General features: G+C 63.7%; 20 protein-coding genes. 9 read left to right on the top strand and 11 right to left on the bottom strand.

Annotated features, from left to right (window positions below):
• Together ACEW8G_RS12040 and ACEW8G_RS12035 are read left to right on the top strand one after the other, a co-directional pair.
• A partial coding sequence (locus ACEW8G_RS12040; RefSeq protein WP_373488661.1) for a sulfite exporter TauE/SafE family protein occupies positions 1-558 on the top strand: 558 nt, incomplete at its 5' end.
• A 183-nt stretch (positions 559-741) separates the two neighbouring features.
• Positions 742-1,881, top strand: a complete 1,140-nt coding sequence (locus ACEW8G_RS12035) for a diguanylate cyclase (protein ID WP_373488660.1) — start codon at positions 742-744, stop codon at positions 1,879-1,881.
• 60 nt (positions 1,882-1,941) lie between these two features.
• Here the strand turns inward: ACEW8G_RS12035 and ACEW8G_RS12030 are convergent, their stop codons facing one another.
• Complete coding sequence (locus tag ACEW8G_RS12030; RefSeq protein ID WP_373488659.1) at positions 1,942-2,499, bottom strand: LemA family protein; 558 nt, start codon at positions 2,497-2,499, stop codon at positions 1,942-1,944.
• A gap of 71 nt (positions 2,500-2,570) precedes the next feature.
• Here ACEW8G_RS12030 and ACEW8G_RS12025 point away from each other — a divergent pair, with 71 nt between their 5' ends.
• Positions 2,571-3,503 carry a DUF3137 domain-containing protein gene (locus ACEW8G_RS12025; RefSeq protein WP_373488658.1) on the top strand — a complete coding sequence of 311 codons (933 nt, stop codon included), beginning with the start codon at positions 2,571-2,573 and terminating at the stop codon, positions 3,501-3,503.
• Between the two features lie 91 nt (positions 3,504-3,594).
• Complete coding sequence (locus ACEW8G_RS12020; RefSeq protein WP_373488657.1) at positions 3,595-3,969, top strand: hypothetical protein; 375 nt, start codon at positions 3,595-3,597, stop codon at positions 3,967-3,969.
• Between the two features lie 80 nt (positions 3,970-4,049).
• Here ACEW8G_RS12020 and rpoZ read toward each other — a convergent pair whose 3' ends face one another.
• Complete coding sequence (gene rpoZ, locus ACEW8G_RS12015; protein WP_373488656.1) at positions 4,050-4,394, bottom strand: DNA-directed RNA polymerase subunit omega; 345 nt, start codon at positions 4,392-4,394, stop codon at positions 4,050-4,052.
• A 74-nt stretch (positions 4,395-4,468) separates the two neighbouring features.
• Entirely contained in the window at positions 4,469-5,125 is a 657-nt protein-coding gene (locus tag ACEW8G_RS12010) for a class I SAM-dependent methyltransferase (protein ID WP_373488655.1), read from the bottom strand.
• Between the two features lie 129 nt (positions 5,126-5,254).
• Here ACEW8G_RS12010 and ACEW8G_RS12005 point away from each other — a divergent pair, with 129 nt between their 5' ends.
• Positions 5,255-5,590 (top strand): antibiotic biosynthesis monooxygenase, encoded by a 336-nt coding sequence (locus ACEW8G_RS12005; RefSeq protein ID WP_373488654.1) that lies wholly within the window; start codon positions 5,255-5,257, stop codon positions 5,588-5,590.
• Positions 5,587-6,975, top strand: a complete 1,389-nt coding sequence (locus ACEW8G_RS12000) for an MFS transporter (protein ID WP_373488653.1) — start codon at positions 5,587-5,589, stop codon at positions 6,973-6,975. The genes ACEW8G_RS12005 and ACEW8G_RS12000 overlap by 4 nt, the downstream gene beginning before the upstream one ends.
• 7 nt (positions 6,976-6,982) lie before the next feature.
• On the opposite strand, the gene ACEW8G_RS11995 is transcribed toward ACEW8G_RS12000, so the two are convergent.
• From ACEW8G_RS11995 to glpX, 3 genes are read right to left on the bottom strand one after another with little or no spacing between them, the layout of a single operon-like run.
• A complete protein-coding gene (locus ACEW8G_RS11995) occupies positions 6,983-7,705 on the bottom strand; it encodes a ribonuclease T(2) (RefSeq protein ID WP_373488652.1) in 723 nt (240 codons plus the stop codon).
• A complete protein-coding gene (gene nadC / locus ACEW8G_RS11990; RefSeq protein ID WP_373488651.1) occupies positions 7,706-8,560 on the bottom strand; it encodes a carboxylating nicotinate-nucleotide diphosphorylase in 855 nt (284 codons plus the stop codon).
• A 26-nt stretch (positions 8,561-8,586) separates the two neighbouring features.
• On the bottom strand, positions 8,587-9,585 hold the full coding sequence (glpX, locus tag ACEW8G_RS11985) for a class II fructose-bisphosphatase (RefSeq protein WP_373488650.1): 999 nt from the start codon (positions 9,583-9,585) through the stop codon (positions 8,587-8,589).
• Between the two features lie 148 nt (positions 9,586-9,733).
• Between glpX and ACEW8G_RS11980 the strand changes: the two genes are divergently transcribed.
• Together ACEW8G_RS11980 and ACEW8G_RS11975 are read left to right on the top strand one after the other, a co-directional pair.
• Complete coding sequence (locus ACEW8G_RS11980) at positions 9,734-10,219, top strand: hypothetical protein (protein ID WP_373488649.1); 486 nt, start codon at positions 9,734-9,736, stop codon at positions 10,217-10,219.
• Positions 10,219-10,758, top strand: a complete 540-nt coding sequence (locus ACEW8G_RS11975; RefSeq protein ID WP_373488648.1) for a GNAT family N-acetyltransferase — start codon at positions 10,219-10,221, stop codon at positions 10,756-10,758. The genes ACEW8G_RS11980 and ACEW8G_RS11975 overlap by 1 nt, the downstream gene beginning before the upstream one ends.
• 16 nt (positions 10,759-10,774) lie before the next feature.
• On the opposite strand, the gene ACEW8G_RS11970 is transcribed toward ACEW8G_RS11975, so the two are convergent.
• Both ACEW8G_RS11970 and ACEW8G_RS11965 read right to left on the bottom strand, forming a co-directional pair.
• The gene (locus tag ACEW8G_RS11970) at positions 10,775-11,710 is read right to left on the bottom strand and encodes a DUF808 domain-containing protein (protein WP_373488647.1); all 936 of its coding nucleotides are present in this window, start codon (positions 11,708-11,710) and stop codon (positions 10,775-10,777) included.
• 3 nt (positions 11,711-11,713) lie between these two features.
• On the bottom strand, positions 11,714-13,018 hold the full coding sequence (locus tag ACEW8G_RS11965) for a homoserine dehydrogenase (protein ID WP_373488646.1): 1,305 nt from the start codon (positions 13,016-13,018) through the stop codon (positions 11,714-11,716).
• 158 nt (positions 13,019-13,176) lie between these two features.
• On the opposite strand from ACEW8G_RS11965, the gene ACEW8G_RS11960 reads away from it, so the two are divergent.
• A complete protein-coding gene (locus ACEW8G_RS11960; RefSeq protein ID WP_373488645.1) occupies positions 13,177-13,986 on the top strand; it encodes a spore coat biosynthesis protein F in 810 nt (269 codons plus the stop codon).
• Here the strand turns inward: ACEW8G_RS11960 and lepB are convergent.
• From lepB to ACEW8G_RS11945, 3 genes are all read right to left on the bottom strand, one after another.
• On the bottom strand, positions 13,983-14,858 hold the full coding sequence (gene lepB / locus ACEW8G_RS11955) for a signal peptidase I (protein ID WP_373488644.1): 876 nt from the start codon (positions 14,856-14,858) through the stop codon (positions 13,983-13,985). The genes ACEW8G_RS11960 and lepB overlap by 4 nt on opposite strands.
• 34 nt (positions 14,859-14,892) lie before the next feature.
• Positions 14,893-15,297, bottom strand: a complete 405-nt coding sequence (acpS, locus tag ACEW8G_RS11950; RefSeq protein ID WP_373488643.1) for a holo-ACP synthase — start codon at positions 15,295-15,297, stop codon at positions 14,893-14,895.
• Positions 15,298-15,436: 139 nt separating this feature from the next.
• Positions 15,437-16,165, bottom strand: a complete 729-nt coding sequence (locus ACEW8G_RS11945) for a pyridoxine 5'-phosphate synthase (protein WP_373488662.1) — start codon at positions 16,163-16,165, stop codon at positions 15,437-15,439.
• Between the last annotated feature and the right edge of the window lie 4 nt (positions 16,166-16,169).

The raw sequence follows: 16,169 nt of genomic DNA, 5'->3' as shown, positions 1-16,169 counted from the left end.
GCGTGGCATCGCAACATCGACTGGAAGCTGTTCAGCCGGTTGGTTCTGCCCGGCATCGCAGGCGGGGTGCTGGGGGCGTATGTGTTGTCGAACATCGATGCAGATGTCGCACGGCCTCTGGTGATGGCCTATCTCGCCGCGATTGGCGTGCTGCTGCTGTATCGTGCATGGAAATTCCCGCCAAGTCGGTTCAAGGACCCGCGCGTGGTCGCACCGCTGGGCGCAGCGGGCGGGTTTCTTGATGCGGCGGGTGGCGGCGGCTGGGGGCCGGTGGTCACGTCCAACCTGCTAATCCAGGGCAGCGAACCGCGCAAGGTGATCGGCACGGTCAGCGCGTCGGAGTTTTTCCTGACTGTCTCGATTTCGGTGACGTTCATCCTCACGTTGGGGTTTGACGCGTTCACCAACGCCACGGTCGGCCTGCTGATTGGCGGCGTGCTGGCCGCGCCGTTCGGAGCCTTGCTGGCCAAGCGGGTAAAGCCGCGCGCGCTGTTGCTGCTGGTTGGTGCGGTGCTTACCATCACCAGCACGTTCAGCATTTACAAGGCGCTGATATGACCCTCGTGCGGTGGTAAGCGCACAGATGATCAGGCTGCGCGACACGAGCGCAGTGTTCCCAGCACGGCTGTAACCATGGTCGATCCAGAAATCACTGTCATAAGTCGTCTCGCGTTAACGGGTTTTTCAGCCTGTCAGGCGATTGTCGGCGATTATAGGGGGGGGGCAGCAATCACTGATCGAATGATCTCGTTCGTTCGCGCCATCTGGCAGCGGGTGAAATCTGCGACCGGCGGGGCCGGCCTCACGCCTGCCATCCGCGACGAGCTGGTGCATCTTCAATATGCGCGGATCGGCGCAATCGTTCCGGGCCTGTATTTCGCGATCGCACTGATCGCGGTGATGGCCGGCGCAGCATCGAGCGACAAATTTGACATTCTTTACAACGTGCTGCTGCCGGGCGGGTTCGTGCTGCTGGGCAGTTATCGCTGCCTTGTTTGGTACCGGCGCAAATCGATGGCGGTCAATACCCCAAAAATGCGCAGATATCTGCGCGCGACGATATGGATCGCGCTTGGCATGGCGCTGGTCGGCGGGCTGTGGAGTGTCGATGCCTATCTAGACACGCGTGAGGCGCGTCGCATCCTGTCCCCGGTGTTCATCTTCATGGTCGTGTTTGTGGGCGCTGTCTGTCTGATCAGCATGCCACGCGCGGCAATCGGGGTCATGATCGTGGCATTGGCGCCAACGCTTGCCATCATGGCGCAGTCGAACGACGCTGGCATTCAGGCCATGGCGATCTGCTTCACCATCGTATCGGTATTGACCATGATATTGATTGTAAACAGCTTCAACGAGATCGTCAGCGGTCTAGTGCTGCGGCATGAGCTGAAAAGGCTGTCCGAGACCGACCCGCTGACCGGCCTTGCCAACCGCCGCGCTTTTCTGGAGCGGTTCATCGCACTCAATACGGGAGCCGCGCCCCCGCCATCAATCGCCATCGTGATGATCGATCTGGATGGCTTCAAACAGGCCAACGACCGCTTTGGACACGCAGCGGGCGATGCAATTCTTGTCCAGGCGGGCGAGCGTCTGCGCTTGCTGTGCCCAGATGCGGCCAGCGTGGCGCGGCTGGGCGGTGACGAGTTTGCCTTGCTGATCGAGACTGACGGCAACGGTGATTATGGCACTGCGTTGAAAAGCGCCGTACAAACCGCGCTGTCGCTGCCTTATGGCTGTCATGACCGGCAGATCACGATCTCTGCGAGCGTCGGCTCTGCGCACGCGCGCAAGGGTGACATCAGCCTCGACGCGCTGATGCGGGAGGCCGACGGCGAACTCTACCGCGCCAAACACGGTGCAGCATCGCGGCTGCGGGCGTGATGGGCGCAAGCTTTAATCCGTTGCGCTGAACCGGTCAGCCGGTGATCCAAACGCCGATCATCAAAACGCAACCTTGGGCACGCTGCCCACCGTGGCGCGTTCATCGCCGCCCAGTTCCCAGAACGCCTGCGGCTTAAAGCCCAGTGCCCCTGCAAACAGCACCGCGGGGAAGGATTCGATGCCGGTGTTATAGTCGGCGCTTGCGGCATTATAGGCACGGCGTGCGGCAGCGAGCTTGTCCTCCACATCGGCCAGTTCGTGTTGCAGCGTCTGAAAATTGGTGTTGGCCTTGAGGTCAGGATAGGCCTCGGCCAGCGCGAACAGGTTCTTCAGCGCGCCACCCAGCGCCATTTCCGCGCCCTGCGTCTCGCCCGGCCCGCGCGCTGCAAGCGCATTGTTGCGCGCTGCGATCACCGATTCCAGCGCAGACTTTTCGTGCGCGGCATAGCCCTGCACGGTGTTCACCAGATTGGGGATCAGGTCATGCCGCTGGCGCAGCCCGGCGTCGATATCGGCCCAGCCCTGACGGCAGTTCGCACGCAGCGCCACCAGCCGGTTGTAGATCGCGACCACCGCGAGCAAGACGATGACCACCGCGCCCAAAATGATCCATTCCATAGACATTCCCCCATATTCAGCCCTACAGATAGGTCATCAAATATCATGGGTGCGCGGCGGGGGGAATGCCGATGATCACTATTCCTGATGTGGACAGCCTGATGGCAGGTGAGCTCGGGGGCTGGCTTGCCGGGCAGACTGAGGCGCGCAAAGAGGCCAAGCGCAAGGCGTGGGTGCGCTGGATCGGCGGGATTGTGCTCGGCGCGCCGCTCACGCTGTTGCTGGGTGCGGACAGCTTCGGCACCACCCTGATCGGCTTCAGCGGCCTGATCATCATCATGGTCGGCTTCGGTCTTGGCATGATGGTCCGCCAGAAGATGACCGAAACGCTCAAGGCCGAAATGAACGGTGCTTTGGCCAAAGCGCTCGACATTCGTTACAGCCTGAAGGTCGCCGAAGGGTCGGAGTTCAGGCTGGCCAACACCTTTGGCCTGCTGCCGAGCTATGATCGCAGGCGGCTCGAGGATCTGTGGGAAGGTGAGATAGCGGGCACCACCTTCCGCATGTATGAGGCAACGCTGATCGAGCGTCAGGGGTCGGGCAAGGATGCGCGCGACGTGACCGTGTTCAGGGGCGTCATCCTGAAAATCCATTTCGCGCGCGATTTTCACGGCGTAACCCTGGTCGAGCGCCAGCGCCGCCGGATGACGCTGTTTGGCGACAGCCAGACCAGGGGCGGCATCAAGCTGGAGCGGATCCGCATGGTCGATCCGGGCTTTGAGGATGTGTTCGACGTCTATGGCAATGACCCGGTGGAGGCGCGCTATCTTGTCCACCCGGCCTATTGCGAGCGGCTGATCGCGCTGGAAACCCAGTTCAAGGGCAAGAAGCTGAAGGCGCTGTTCCACAAGGGCGATGTCATCGTCACGGTCTCGGCGCAGGATATGTTTGAAAGCGGCTCGCTCAACCCGGCGCAGGACCGCGCCCGGCTGGCCAAGACCATTGAGCAGTTCCGCGCAATGGCTGGGCTGATCATCAGCCTGAACGAGCGGGTGCGGGCTTGATGTGCTGTGCTTCGGGGCCGGTGCTGTCATGCGCGGTTCATCATACTGTGTTAGGGGACAAACACAGTCAGGATGAAGAAGGACTACAGACGTGAAATTGACGCGCACGATGGCTGTGGTCGCTTGGGCCGGCATATTGGGCGCGGCAGCGCCGGAGATGACCGCAGGCGAATTTCTGGAGCGCATGGAAAAGGCCGAGAGCCTCGGCCCCGCCGCGATCCTCTCCAGCGACGCGCGCAGCCTGCGCACCGAATCGGACCGGGTGCGCGAGCGCTATATCGCCGATCTGGCAAAGCAAAAGGCATCGGGCACCGCGCGCCACAGCTGTCCGCCCGGCGATGGCAAGCCCAAGTTGAGCGGCGATGAACTGCGCAACTACCTGGTCAAGCTCACCCCTGCGCAAAAGAAACAACCCTTCCGCCTCGCGGTCTACAGCTTGATGAAGCAGAAATACCCCTGCAAATAACGTTCGGCGTGACCAAGCCACAAAAAAGGGCCGCGATCCGGTAGCGGATGCAGCCCTTTTTGTATCGCAGGTCGACGCAGCTAGCCGTCGAAATCGCTGCCCATGTTGGTGGTGCGCGCCGGTGCCGAGGCAGTGAGGCGCAACGCCTCTGCCGAAAGGCTGAGCGAGCCAATTTCATCGGGCATGTCGTCGTCGTCAATCTGCACTTTCTGCAGCGAGACGATCAGGCCTTCCTTGAGCTCTTCAGGAAACACGGTTTCTTCGGCGATTTCGCGCAGCGCCACGACCGGGTTCTTGTCGCGATCGCGCTCAATCGTCAGCTCGGCACCGCCGCTGATTTCGCGCGCGCGCTGGGCAGCGAGCAGCACCAGATCAAACCGGTTGGTGACCTTATCTACGCAATCTTCAACGGTAACGCGCGCCATAAACGGGCTCCAACCAACCTATTGTTATCGGGAAAGCGCAGCGCATAGACAGGGCAGCGCGCAAAGTCAACGATTCACGCCCTTGGATCGGAGTCCTTGGGCGCGCGTCCCTTCCAGCCCCAATAGAGGTGGCACGGCGGCACATTCCATGCGGCAAAGCCGTGATCGATGTGATCGAACAGCGGGCGGATCAGGTCGTAGGCGAAGCTTCTGAACTGATAGATCAGAAACGCGCCGCCGGGCCGCAGCGCGCGGTGCGTGGCGGCGGCGATATTTTCTGCCACCTTGTCGGGCAGGGTGGAGAGCGGCATGCCCGACAGCACATAATCGGCATGGTCAAAGCCATGCGCGGCGATGATCGCCTCGACATCCTCGGCCGAGGCATGCACGGCGATAAAGCGGCTGTCGGTGATTGTCTTGCGCAGATAGCGGATGAAATCATCGTTGGTATCAATGGCGATGAAGGTGGCATCACGCGGCATCTTGTCGAGCACCGGGCGGCAGAATGTGCCGACGCCGGGGCCGTATTCCACGAACAGCTTTACATCATTCCAGCGCACCGGTGCCAGCATCTGTGCGATCGTACGGTCCGACGACGGGACGACCGAGCCGACCATCTTGGGATGTTTCAGGAAGCCCTTGAAGAAGATGCCCCATGCCCCGAAGGTCCGTTCGGCGCGTGCCTTGAAGCGTTGCGCCAATGGCTGCCGGGCCAGGTTGTTGGATTGCATGAAAAACCTCTTACAATGATTGTCAAACTTTCGTCACAATTACAGTGCGCCTGCACAATTGCAATGATGCGACGCCTCTGCCTGCCGCACGCACTTTTCATCGCGCAGTGAAACGCTTAGGGCGACACGATGCAGATTGCCCAAGATTCACGGATTTTTGCCAAGGGCGCTGTCGCCGTGATCTTTGCCGCGCAGCACAGCGGGCAGGACCGCGAAGGCTATACAAGGGCGAGCGCGGCGATGGACGCACTGGCAGCACGGCAACCGGGCTATCTGGGCATGGAGCACGGCGGCGGCGAGGATGGCTTTGGCATCACCGTCAGTTACTGGGCCGATGAGGCGAGCGCGCGTGCTTGGCGTGATCATCCCGATCACAAGGCGACGCGCGATGCGGGTCGCGCACGCTGGTACACATCATACCGGTTGCACGTCGCCTATATCAAGCGGGGCTATGCCTGGCCATGAGCGCGCCACTGCCACCAGAGGCTGAACCGGGCGCAGGATTCGATCCGGCCACCCGGCTGCCCAACGATCGCATGGCGCTGCTGTTCATGGTCATGCTGGTCACCGCAGCCGGCAACACCGCGATGCAATCGGTCATGCCGGCGATGGGCACGCGGCTGGGCGTCGCCGATTTCTGGGTGAGCCTCGCCTATAGCTGGTCGGCGTTGCTGTGGGTGTTCTGCGCGCCGCGCTGGGCGCGCCTGTCTGACAAGCGCGGGCGCAAAGCGCTGATGAATCTCGGCCTGATCGGCTTTATATCCTCGTTCCTGTTTTGCGGCATGGTCATGTGGGCAGGGCTTAACGGTTGGCTGTCGAGCCTGTGGACGCTGCTGATCTTCGCGCTGTTCCGCAGCCTTTATGGCGGGCTTGGTTCGGCCGCGCCGCCTGCGGTGCAGGCCTATGTTGCCGCACGCACCAGCCGCGCCCAGCGCACCCAGTCGCTCGCGGTGATCTCGTCGTCGTTCGGGCTGGGCACCGTGGTCGGCCCCGCGCTGGCGCCTCTCGTGATCCTGCCGTTCCTGGGTCTGCCAAGCCCGTTTTTTGCGTTTGCCGCGTTCGGACTGCTGGTGCTGGTGGTGCTCAAATGGCGGCTGCCCGATGACGCACCAAGCTATGCTGCGCGCGGACGGATCTTCGCCGAGCCATCGAGCACCGGCGCTGCGGGCGAGCGCTATGACTCTGAAGAGCACAGCGACGACCATGGTTCCGCCGCGACCGAACCATCAGGCGCGACGGCAGAACGCCTGTCGTGGAAAGACCCACGGCTGCGACCCTGGCTGATCAGCGGGCTGGTTGGCGGCCATGCCAATGCGATTGTGCTCGGCGTCATCGGCTTCATGCTGCTCGACCGGCTCGCGCTGCGCGCGACGCCTGAGCTTGCCGCCGGACCCACCGGGCTGGTGCTGATGGCTGGTGCGTTTGCCACATTGGTCGCGCAATGGGGCCTCATCCCCAACCTCAAGCTGGGGCCGCGCAATGCAACCTTGTGGGGCATGGCGCTGGCAGCGGTGGGCAGCGCGATCCTCGGGCTGACCTCCAGCCTCAACGCGATCACGCTGGGCTTCGTTATCGCTTCGCTTGGCTTTGGGCTTTTTCGTCCCGGCTTTACCGCAGGCGCATCATTGGCGGTCAAACGCAGCGAGCAGGGGCAGGTGGCGGGCATCGTCGCGTCGATCAACGGCGCAGCCTATGTCATTGCGCCCGCGGCGGGCGTCTGGCTCTACAACGTCGCGCCGCTTGAGTCGTTTGCGCTGATCGTCGGGCTGTGCCTGTTCGTGCTGGTCTGGGGCTACAGGGCGCTGCAGCCCGATGAGATATTGGTGGACGACGACCCGCCCAGGCCCTGAGCCAGCCTTACAGACCGCGCCAGATCTTGATCATCGTGTCGCCGCGTGGCTGGCGGACATGGCGCGGGCAGGCGTTGGGCTTGAGGTTGCGCCCAAGACAAATGCGCACCTCCTGCAGCCAGCCGCGCGCGTTGGCCTTGATCGCAATCGTATCGGGTTGCATCCCCGGATTGGCCTGCGCAAAGGCACGGCGGAGCATGCCATAGGTCAGCGGTCGGCGCGACAGGCGTTCCATATCGGGGATCCGTGTTGCGCGGTAAACCGTTGTCGAGACACGGAAATAGCTGGCCGGATCGCGCGCCATGCAGCTGCCGTGCTTAAGCCACTGATGCTCGATCAGCCGAGGTGAGGGCATGTCGCACAGCAGCGACCGGACCACCGATTGCGGCACCCGCGCAGGCTGCGCGGCGCAATATTGCGGATAACGCGGCCCGCTTGCCTCGGGCCACAGCCCGTGCAGCACAAAGCCGAATTCTCCATGGTCGCGGCTGCACTGCAGGCGTTGGCGCGCGTCATCCTCGCGGCCCTTGCAGAATTCGGGCGACCAGCTGAGCGCGAGCGTATAGCCGGTGACCGGCAACACCCGGCGTGGTTCATTGGCAGGGCGCTTGACCGGGGGCAGCGGGCTCAGCCGTTCGGGCATCCGGCATTGATAGGCCTGCGCGCCAGCCGCGTGCGGGGCCAGCAGCATCAGGCCCGCGATGGCCAGCCAGGCCGCGCGCGCCGTCATTTATGCGGCGAGAAAATCAAGACCGATGTCGGCGGCGGGGGCCGACTGGGTGATGCGTCCGACCGAGATGAAATCCACCCCGGTGTCGGCAATCGCGCGGATCGTCTCGAGCGTTAGGCCGCCCGATGCCTCGCACGGCACCCGGCCACCCACCAACGTCACCGCACCGCGCAGGATCGGCGGGGGCATGTTGTCGAGCAGCAGATGCGTCGCGCCGCCCGCAAGCGCGGGTTCGATCTGGTCGATGCGATCAACCTCGACGATGATCCGCGTGACCCCGGCGGCAACCGCCCGGCGCACCGCCTCGCCAATGTCGCCTGCCACCGCGACATGATTGTCCTTGATCATCGCTGCGTCCCACAGCCCCATGCGGTGGTTTTGCGCGCCGCCCATGCGGGTCGCGTATTTCTCAAGCAGGCGCAGGCCCGGGATGGTCTTGCGGGTATCGAGCAGCACCGCGCCGGTGCCGGCAATCGCTGCGACATATTGGCGGGTGAGCGATGCAATACCGCTCAGGTGCTGGACGGTGTTGAGCGCCGAACGCTCCGCCGTCAGCAGCGCACGCGCCTTGCCCGAGACGCGCAGGATGTCGGTTCCGGCGCCGATATGCGCGCCTTCCTCAACCAGCGGTTCGACCTCGCAGCCGGGGTCAAGCGCGCGGAAAAACGCGGCGGCAATCGGCAGACCGGCGACCACGATCGTATGGCGCGCATCCATGACCCCGGTAAAGCGCGCATCGGCCGGGATCACGCTTTCTGATGTGACATCGCGGCCATCGGGCCCCAGATCTTCCGCCAGCGTCGCAGAAACGAACGCGCCAATATCAAAGCCTGCGATTTCGCTGTCTGCGCTCATAACCGACGTGTCCTTTGCGCGCGCGTTCAGGCGATGCGGTGTTCGCCCTTGACCCAGCGCACGGTGCCGCTCGATGAGCGCATCACCACCGTTTCGGTGGTCATCACGCCATCGCGACGCCGCTTGACGCCTTCAAGCAGCGACCCGTCAGTCACGCCGGTGGCCGCGAAAATGCAGTCGCCCTTGGCAAGATCGCTGAGGTCATAGATTGCGTTGAGATCGGTGATGCCCCATTTGCGCGCGCGCGCCTTTTCGTCGTCGTTGCGGAACAGCAGCCGCCCCTTGAACTGGCCGCCCACGCAGCGCAGTGCTGCCGCAGCCAGCACGCCTTCGGGCGCGCCGCCGGAGCCCATATAGATATCGATGGTGGTGTCGGGATCGGTGGTGGCGATGACGCCTGCGACGTCGCCATCGGGGATCAGCATGATGCCGCAGCCCAGCGCCCTGAGCTCAGCAATCAGATCGCCGTGGCGGGGACGGTCGAGCACGCATACGATGATCTCATCGGGCTTGCCCCCCTTGGCCTTGGCGAGCGCGCGGACATTTTCGGTCGCGCTTTTATCGAGATCGATAATGCCCTCGGGATAGCCGGGGCCGACCGCGATCTTGTCCATATAAACATCGGGCGCGTTGAGCAGGCAGCCTTCTTCGGCAATCGCCAGCACGGCAAGCGCATTGGGGCCGGCCTTGGCGGTGATCGTGGTGCCTTCGAGCGGATCCAGCGCGATGTCGATGCGCGGCGCGCTCTTGGTCTGCAGCCCGACCTTCTCTCCAATATACAGCATCGGGGCCTCGTCGCGCTCGCCTTCGCCGATGACAACCGTGCCATCGATATAGAGCTGGTTCAGCGCGGCGCGCATGGCTTCGACCGCAGCGGCATCCGCCGCCTTTTCATCGCCCCGGCCAATCAGCTTTGACGCTGCAATCGCGGCAGCTTCGGTCACACGGACCATTTCCAGCACCAAAACGCGGTCAAGTTGCGGGGTTTGTGCAGGGGGCGTTGCTTTCAGGCTTGCGCTGGACATGGCTGACGGGTCATCCTTTTGATTGTGCTGCACCAATTGCGTGGGTTATGCGGGTGCATCGTGCGCCGGTCCATAAGGGAGCAATATTGCATTGTCGAGAATGGACATGGCGCTGCGGTTTTGGCGGCGTATAACCTTTGCATATTGCATGATGCTGGGCCTTGGGTCACCCGCTTTCGCGCAGGAGGCGGTTGATGACACGCGCTTGCCAGAGGCGGAAGAAGCGGAACCGGACCCGGTCGACGCCAAGGTGCGGTCACTGATTCGCAAAGCCGACGAATGGACCGGCAAGGCTGAGCGCGAAAAGCGTTGCCAGCCGAGCAAGTCGGGCGAGGATATCGTGGTGTGCGCCGATGTTGACCCCAACGCCCAGTTCCGCGTCCCCGCCGATACCGAAGGGCGCATGGCCACCGGTGGCCCGCCGCCCGCACCCGATGTGGCGGGCGATGGCATCTTCAAGGGCAAGGCGACCGTCAGCGGCCTGTGCCTCATCCCGCCATGCCCGCCCCCCGCGGCCTATTTCATCGATTATTCCAAGCTGCCCGAGGTTGACGAGGCGTATCTCAAGCGCGCCCGCGACGCCGAGAAAGCCGAACAGGTGCGCCAGCAGCAAGCCAAGGACAATGGCGGCTGATGGTGTCGGACGCCATCCAGCATCCGCCGCCGCCCGTGATCGAAACGCCACGCCTGCGATTGCGCGGCGCGGAGCTTGCCGATTTCGAGGCCTTCGCTGCAATGTGGGCCGATGATCGCGTCACCCAGTTCATCGGCGGGTCCCCGCGCACCCTCAACGAATCGTGGCTGCGCTTCATTGGGATCGTCGGCATGTGGTCGCTCATTGGCTATGGCTACTGGATGTTCACCGTCCGGCAAACGGGCGCGCTGGTCGGCTGCGGCGGCCTCGCCCGCTTTGACAGGGGCATCGCCGAACTTGAAGATTATCCAGAAGCAGGCTGGGCGATCGCGCCCGATGCCTGGGGGCAGGGGCTGGTCAGCGAGGCAATGGCGGCGGTGATGGACTGGAGCGATAATGTGCTGCGCGCACCCGAAGCGCGCTGCATCATCGATCCGGGCCATGCTGCGTCAGAGCGCGTGGCGGCGAAGCTTGGGTTTGAACCGATGGCCGAGGCCTTGCTCAATTCCAGCCCAATCAACGTTTATACGCGGCGTTAGCGTTGAGCGCCCCCGCCTAGTGCTTCTTCCCTGACACCGCCTTCAACCCGAACGCGATCACGCTGCCCAGCACCATGCCGACGATGCCCGCGCCCAACGCCGTCACCACCCATTCAACCACACCGCTGGCGAACGGCATCGCTCCGGCTGCAGCGACCGCGATGTCGTGGATGACGTGCTCGGGTCCTGCGATGCCGAAGCCGGCAAGACCATGGACGATGATGCCGCCGCCGACCCAGATCATCGCGGCGGTGCCAATCACCGACAGTGCAGTCATGACCTTGGGCATGCCCAGCACAAGCCCCCGTCCCAGTGTTTGCGATGCGCCACCTGGGCGCTTGGCGAGGTAAAGCCCGATGTCGTCCATCTTCACGATCAGCGCGACCACGCCGTAAACCGCGATGGTGATCGCCAGCGCGACGACGGCAAGCACCGCGCCCTGGATCACGATCGTGCGGTCGGCGACTTCGGACAGCGCGATCGCCATGATCTCTGCCGACAGGATCAGGTCGGTGCGCACCGCGCCTGCGACCCGTTCGTTTTCGAGGGCAAACATATCCTGCACCTGCGCGATATCGGCCTTGGTGTCGGTCTTGTGGCCAAAGGCGTGGATCACCTTTTCCGCGCCCTCAAAGCACAGATACAGCCCGCCCAGCATCAGGATAGGGGTGATGATCCATGGCAGGAACGCGCTCAGCGCAAGGCCGATGGGCAGCAGAATGATGAACTTGTTGAACATCGAGCCCTTGGCGATTCGCCAGATGACCGGCAGTTCGCGCTCGGGCTTGAAATCGGTGACATATTGCGGGGTGACCGCAGCATCATCAACCACGACGCCCGCCGCCTTGACCCCCGCCTTGCTCGCCGCTGCCCCCACATCATCGAGCGACGTCGCGGCGAGCCGGGTGAGCGCGGCGACATCATCGAGCAGCGCGGCGAGACCTGATGGCATTGGCTATTCCCCTAAAATGTGAATGACGAGCGGGTCGGCGAGCAGGCTGGGCGAACCCTTGAGCGCGGCCAGCGTCGCCGCCACCGCGCTTTCCGGACCGTCATGCGTGACCATGGCGACAAGCACCCCGCCATCGGCGCTGCGGCCCTTCTGGATCAGGCTTTCGATCGAGACTCCGGCATCGCGCATCGCGGCGGTGATCTCCGCCAGCACGCCGGGGCGGTCGGCGACCTCGAAGCGCAGATAGCATTTTCCGGTGCGGTGGCCGGTGTCGGCGCGCGGCACGGTTTCAAGCTCGCTGACCGGCATCGAGAACGCGGGGCCGATTTCGCCGCGCGCGATGTCGATGAGGTCAGCCACCACCGCGCTCGCCGTCGGGCCATCGCCCGCGCCCGCGCCCTGAAACAGCAGACGGCCGGAGAAATTGCCCTCGGCCACCACCGCGTTGGTCGATCCTTCGACATGCGCCAGCGGGTGGTGCATCGGCACCAGATAGGGGTGGACGCGCTGGAACAGCCGCGCATCGCCGTTGGCGCCGTCAAGCTCGGCCATGCCGATCAGGCGGATGCGATAACCCAACGCATCGGCCTGCGCGATATCGGCCGACAGGATTTTGCGGATGCCATTGCGTTCGATAGCACTGAAATCGAGCCGGGTGCCAAAGGCGAGCGCGGCGAGGATCGAGAGCTTGTGCGCGGCATCAACCCCGTCAATGTCGAAGCTCGGGTCCGCCTCGGCAAAGCCGCGTGCCTGCGCTTCAGCAAGCACGTCGGCGAAATCCTGCCCCGTTATTTCCATCGCCGAGAGGATGAAATTGCAGGTGCCGTTGAGGATGCCATAGACCCGCGTCAGCCGGTTGGCGGCGGTGCCTTCACGCAGCCCCTTGATCACCGGGATGCCGCCTGCGACTGCCGCCTCGTATTTGAATGCGAGCCCTGCGTCCTCGGCGCGCTGGGCAAGGTCAAGCCCGTGATGCGCGACCATCGCCTTGTTGGCGGTGACAAACGCCTTGCCGCCCGCGATGCTTTCGCGCGCCAGGGTCAGCGCCGGACCATCCGCGCCGCCGATCAGCTCGACCACGACATCAACGTCATCGCGCGTTGCAAATGCGCCCATGTCGTCAACCCATTCATATGGCGACAGGTCGACGCCGCGATTCTTGGACCGGTCACGCGCGGTGATCGCGGTGATGCAGATCGGTCGACCTGCCCGGCGCGCGATCAGCGTGGCATTTTCGTTGAGCAAGCGGATGACACCCGCCCCGACCGTGCCCAGCCCCACCAGCGCGATATTCAGCGTTTCGGCCATGCCTTGCGTCCCCGTGCAGCGTCCGTGATCCCGATGCCGCGCCGTGCTTTAGCGTCTGCACTGGCAAATGGAAGCGGGAACGCCGCTTGTGGGCTGGCGTAGTGCGGGATATATGCGCCGCCGATCATCTCGATCATCCCGGAAAGTCTGACCCTGTTATGGTGACCTTAAACACAACACCGACCATCCTCATTCTGGCAGGCAAACGCGACGGCAAGCTCGATCCGCTCGCCGAGGCGGCGGGGGTCAGCCACAAGTGTAAGGTGCCGATCCAGGGCAAGCCGCTGCTGCAATGGGTGCTGGAAGGCGTGCAGGATGCCTGGCCCGACAGCCCGATCTGGATATCGATCCACGATCCGGCGGTGATCAGCGATATTCCGCTGGTCGCGGCGCTGGTCGCGGATGGCCGGTTGCACATGAGCGTCGCGCAGGCGGGCATCGTTGAGAGCATCGAGGCGGTGGTGCGCGAAAGTGGTGGTATGGCGTTTCCGATGCTGATCACCACCGGCGACAATGTGCTGGTAACGGCGGACCTGACCCGCGCGATCCACGACTTTGGGATGCGCGAAGGCGCGGGCGCGGTGCTCGGCATCGCCGAGAAATCGACGATCCTGGCCAACCACCCCGAGGCGCAGCGCAAATTTTACGAATTCAGCGACATGGCGATTGCCAATTGCAACACGTACTGGATCCGAGATGCTGACTCGTTCGGCGCGGCAGAGGCGTTTCGCAAGGGCGGCCAGTTCATGAAATCGTTGCGGAAGATTTCGGACGCCTTCGGGCTGATCAATCTGCTGCGGTTTCAGCTGGGCGGTTTCAGCGTGGCGAGCGGCACCGCTGCGATCTCGCGCCGTCTGGGCACCAAGGTGCGCGCTTTTCTGATCGCCGACGGTGCCTATGCGGTCGATGTCGACAACGAACGCACCTACAAGATCGCCGAGATGCTGCTCGCCAAACGCAAGATCTAATTCTTGTCGGGCCGCAGGCTGGTGCCAGCGCGATCTCCGCGCAACGCGCCCCACCATGACAGCGGGTTCCAGCCCGCGCTGCCGTCGAGCGAGAAGGTGACGATCTCCGCGCGCCCGCCGATATTCTCCAGCGGCACCGCGCCGCCCAGGCCAAGCTCGGCAAGGCTGGCGCGGCTGTCTGCGCTGCGGTCGCGGTTATCACCCATCAGGAAAACATGCCCGGCGGGCACCTTATAGGGTCCATAATCGTCGAGCGGATAGTCCGGGCGCAGATCGATGGTGTTGTAAGACACGCCGTTGGGCAGGGTTTCGCGGATGATCGGCAGCTCGCAATAGTCGCGGCCGTCGGCGCCGCGCGCCTTGAGCAACGGAAAATCGCTTTCGCTGCACGGTGAATTGAGATCGATCGGCAGCATGAGGTTAGGCTGCACCGCGCGCTCGATTTCGGTGCCATTGAGGATCACGCGGCCCGAGCGCACCTCGATCGTGTCACCGGGACGCCCGATGACGCGCTTGATATAGTCGCTGTTGACGCCTGTGGGGGTGGCGATGACGATGTCGCCATATTCGGGTGTCGAACCGTTGATCCGCCCCTTCATCGGCGGCAACAGGTGGAACGACATCGACACCCACGACCAGCCATAAGGATATTTGCTGACCACCAGCCGGTCACCGACCATCAGGTTGGGCATCATCGACATGGTGGGGATGTAGAACGGCTTGGCGACCAGCGAATGGAAGGCAAGCACGGCGAGCAGCAGCAGAAACAGCCCGCGCAGCTCCTCAAACCAATTGATCGGCTTGGCGTCCTGCGCATCTGCGCCGGACGCAGGATCGGAAACCATGATGTGGTCGGAACCCTCTTGGCGCATGTTGTCCTCTTGGTCGGTCTCGGGCTGGTTCCGCTCAGACAATGGGACGCGCCTCGATAATGACGAAAGCCTGCGCCCATGGATGATCATCGGTGAGCGTCAGATGAATAACTGCGCTATGCCCCGCCGGGACCATGCTGTCCAGCCGCGCTTTTGCGCCGCCGGTCAGCGCCAGCGTCGGCGCGCCCGAGGGGGCGTTGACGACGCCGATGTCCTTCATGAACACACCGGATTTAAAACCGGTGCCCACCGCCTTGCTGAACGCCTCCTTGGCGGCGAAGCGCTTGGCGAGCGTGCCTGCCTTGGTAAAGGGGCGTCTGGCCGCCTTGGCTCGTTCGACCTCGGTGAACACGCGAGCTTCGAACCGCGCGCCAAAGCGCTCGAGCGACTTTTCGATGCGCTCGATGTTGCACAGATCTGATCCCAGCCCGATGATCACTGAATTGCCCTCTCCCCTTGAGGGGAGAGGGCAGAGCCGCGCAGCGGCGAAGGGAGAGGGGAATGAGGTCTGCGTTTGCGCATGCCCCTCTCCCAACCCTCTCCCCTCAAGGGGAGAGGGCTTTTGGCTGCAACCACCCTCACCGCGCCTCGTCCATCAGCTGGCGCATGCGGCGGATGCTCGCTTCAAGTCCGTCGAAAATCGCCTCGCCAATCAGATAATGGCCAATGTTCAGCTCTGCCAGTTGCGGGATCGCGGCGATGGGCTGGACGTTATCGAAGGTGAGGCCATGGCCTGCGTGCGGTTCGATGCCGTTCTTGGTGGCGAGCGCGGCTGCATCGGCGATGCGTTTGAGCTCCACCTCGATCCCGGCGCGGTCCTCGTCAAGCCACAGATGCGCATAGCGTCCCGTGTGCAGCTCGACCACCGGCGCGCTCAGCCGCATCGCCGCATCGATCTGCCGCGCGTCGGGCTCGATGAACAGGCTGACCCGGATGCCCGCATCGGTGAGTCGGCCGACAATCGGCGCGAGCGTGTTGTGCAGCCCGGCCGCATCGAGCCCGCCCTCGGTGGTGCGCTCCTCGCGCTTTTCCGGCACGATGCATGCGGCGTGCGGCTTGTGACGCAACGCGATTGCGAGCATCTCCTCGGTCGCGGCCATCTCAAGGTTGATCGGCAGCGTGGCCCCGGCCATGATCGTGTCGAGATCGCTGTCGCGAATGTGCCGCCGGTCTTCGCGCAGGTGCACGGTGATGCCGTCGCCGCCCGCCTCCTGCACGATCCTGACCGCGCGCATCGGATCGGGATGGTCCCCGCCGCGCGCGTTGCGGATGGTGGCGACATGATCGATGTTGACGCCAAGGCGCAGGTGC

Source organism: Blastomonas sp. (assembly GCF_041747255.1).
Classification (GTDB): Bacteria; Pseudomonadota; Alphaproteobacteria; order Sphingomonadales; family Sphingomonadaceae; genus Blastomonas.
Note: the sequence above shows the minus strand (reverse complement) of the source record. Positions and strands in the feature narration are given on the sequence as shown.

Coding starts and splice junctions, on each gene's coding strand:
- glpX (WP_373488650.1), bottom strand. CDS start 9,585: ATGTCCAGCGCAAGCCTGAAAGCAACGCCCCCTGCACAAACCCCGCAA.
- ACEW8G_RS11975 (WP_373488648.1), top strand. CDS start 10,219: ATGGTGTCGGACGCCATCCAGCATCCGCCGCCGCCCGTGATCGAAACG.
- ACEW8G_RS12025 (WP_373488658.1), top strand. CDS start 2,571: ATGATCACTATTCCTGATGTGGACAGCCTGATGGCAGGTGAGCTCGGG.
- ACEW8G_RS12035 (WP_373488660.1), top strand. CDS start 742: ATGATCTCGTTCGTTCGCGCCATCTGGCAGCGGGTGAAATCTGCGACC.
- ACEW8G_RS11960 (WP_373488645.1), top strand. CDS start 13,177: ATGGTGACCTTAAACACAACACCGACCATCCTCATTCTGGCAGGCAAA.
- lepB (WP_373488644.1), bottom strand. CDS start 14,858: ATGCGCCAAGAGGGTTCCGACCACATCATGGTTTCCGATCCTGCGTCC.
- rpoZ (WP_373488656.1), bottom strand. CDS start 4,394: ATGGCGCGCGTTACCGTTGAAGATTGCGTAGATAAGGTCACCAACCGG.
- ACEW8G_RS12000 (WP_373488653.1), top strand. CDS start 5,587: ATGAGCGCGCCACTGCCACCAGAGGCTGAACCGGGCGCAGGATTCGAT.
- ACEW8G_RS11970 (WP_373488647.1), bottom strand. CDS start 11,710: ATGCCATCAGGTCTCGCCGCGCTGCTCGATGATGTCGCCGCGCTCACC.
- ACEW8G_RS12010 (WP_373488655.1), bottom strand. CDS start 5,125: ATGCAATCCAACAACCTGGCCCGGCAGCCATTGGCGCAACGCTTCAAG.
- nadC (WP_373488651.1), bottom strand. CDS start 8,560: ATGAGCGCAGACAGCGAAATCGCAGGCTTTGATATTGGCGCGTTCGTT.
- ACEW8G_RS12030 (WP_373488659.1), bottom strand. CDS start 2,499: ATGGAATGGATCATTTTGGGCGCGGTGGTCATCGTCTTGCTCGCGGTG.
- ACEW8G_RS11965 (WP_373488646.1), bottom strand. CDS start 13,018: ATGGCCGAAACGCTGAATATCGCGCTGGTGGGGCTGGGCACGGTCGGG.
- ACEW8G_RS12005 (WP_373488654.1), top strand. CDS start 5,255: ATGCAGATTGCCCAAGATTCACGGATTTTTGCCAAGGGCGCTGTCGCC.
- ACEW8G_RS11980 (WP_373488649.1), top strand. CDS start 9,734: ATGATGCTGGGCCTTGGGTCACCCGCTTTCGCGCAGGAGGCGGTTGAT.
- ACEW8G_RS11995 (WP_373488652.1), bottom strand. CDS start 7,705: ATGACGGCGCGCGCGGCCTGGCTGGCCATCGCGGGCCTGATGCTGCTG.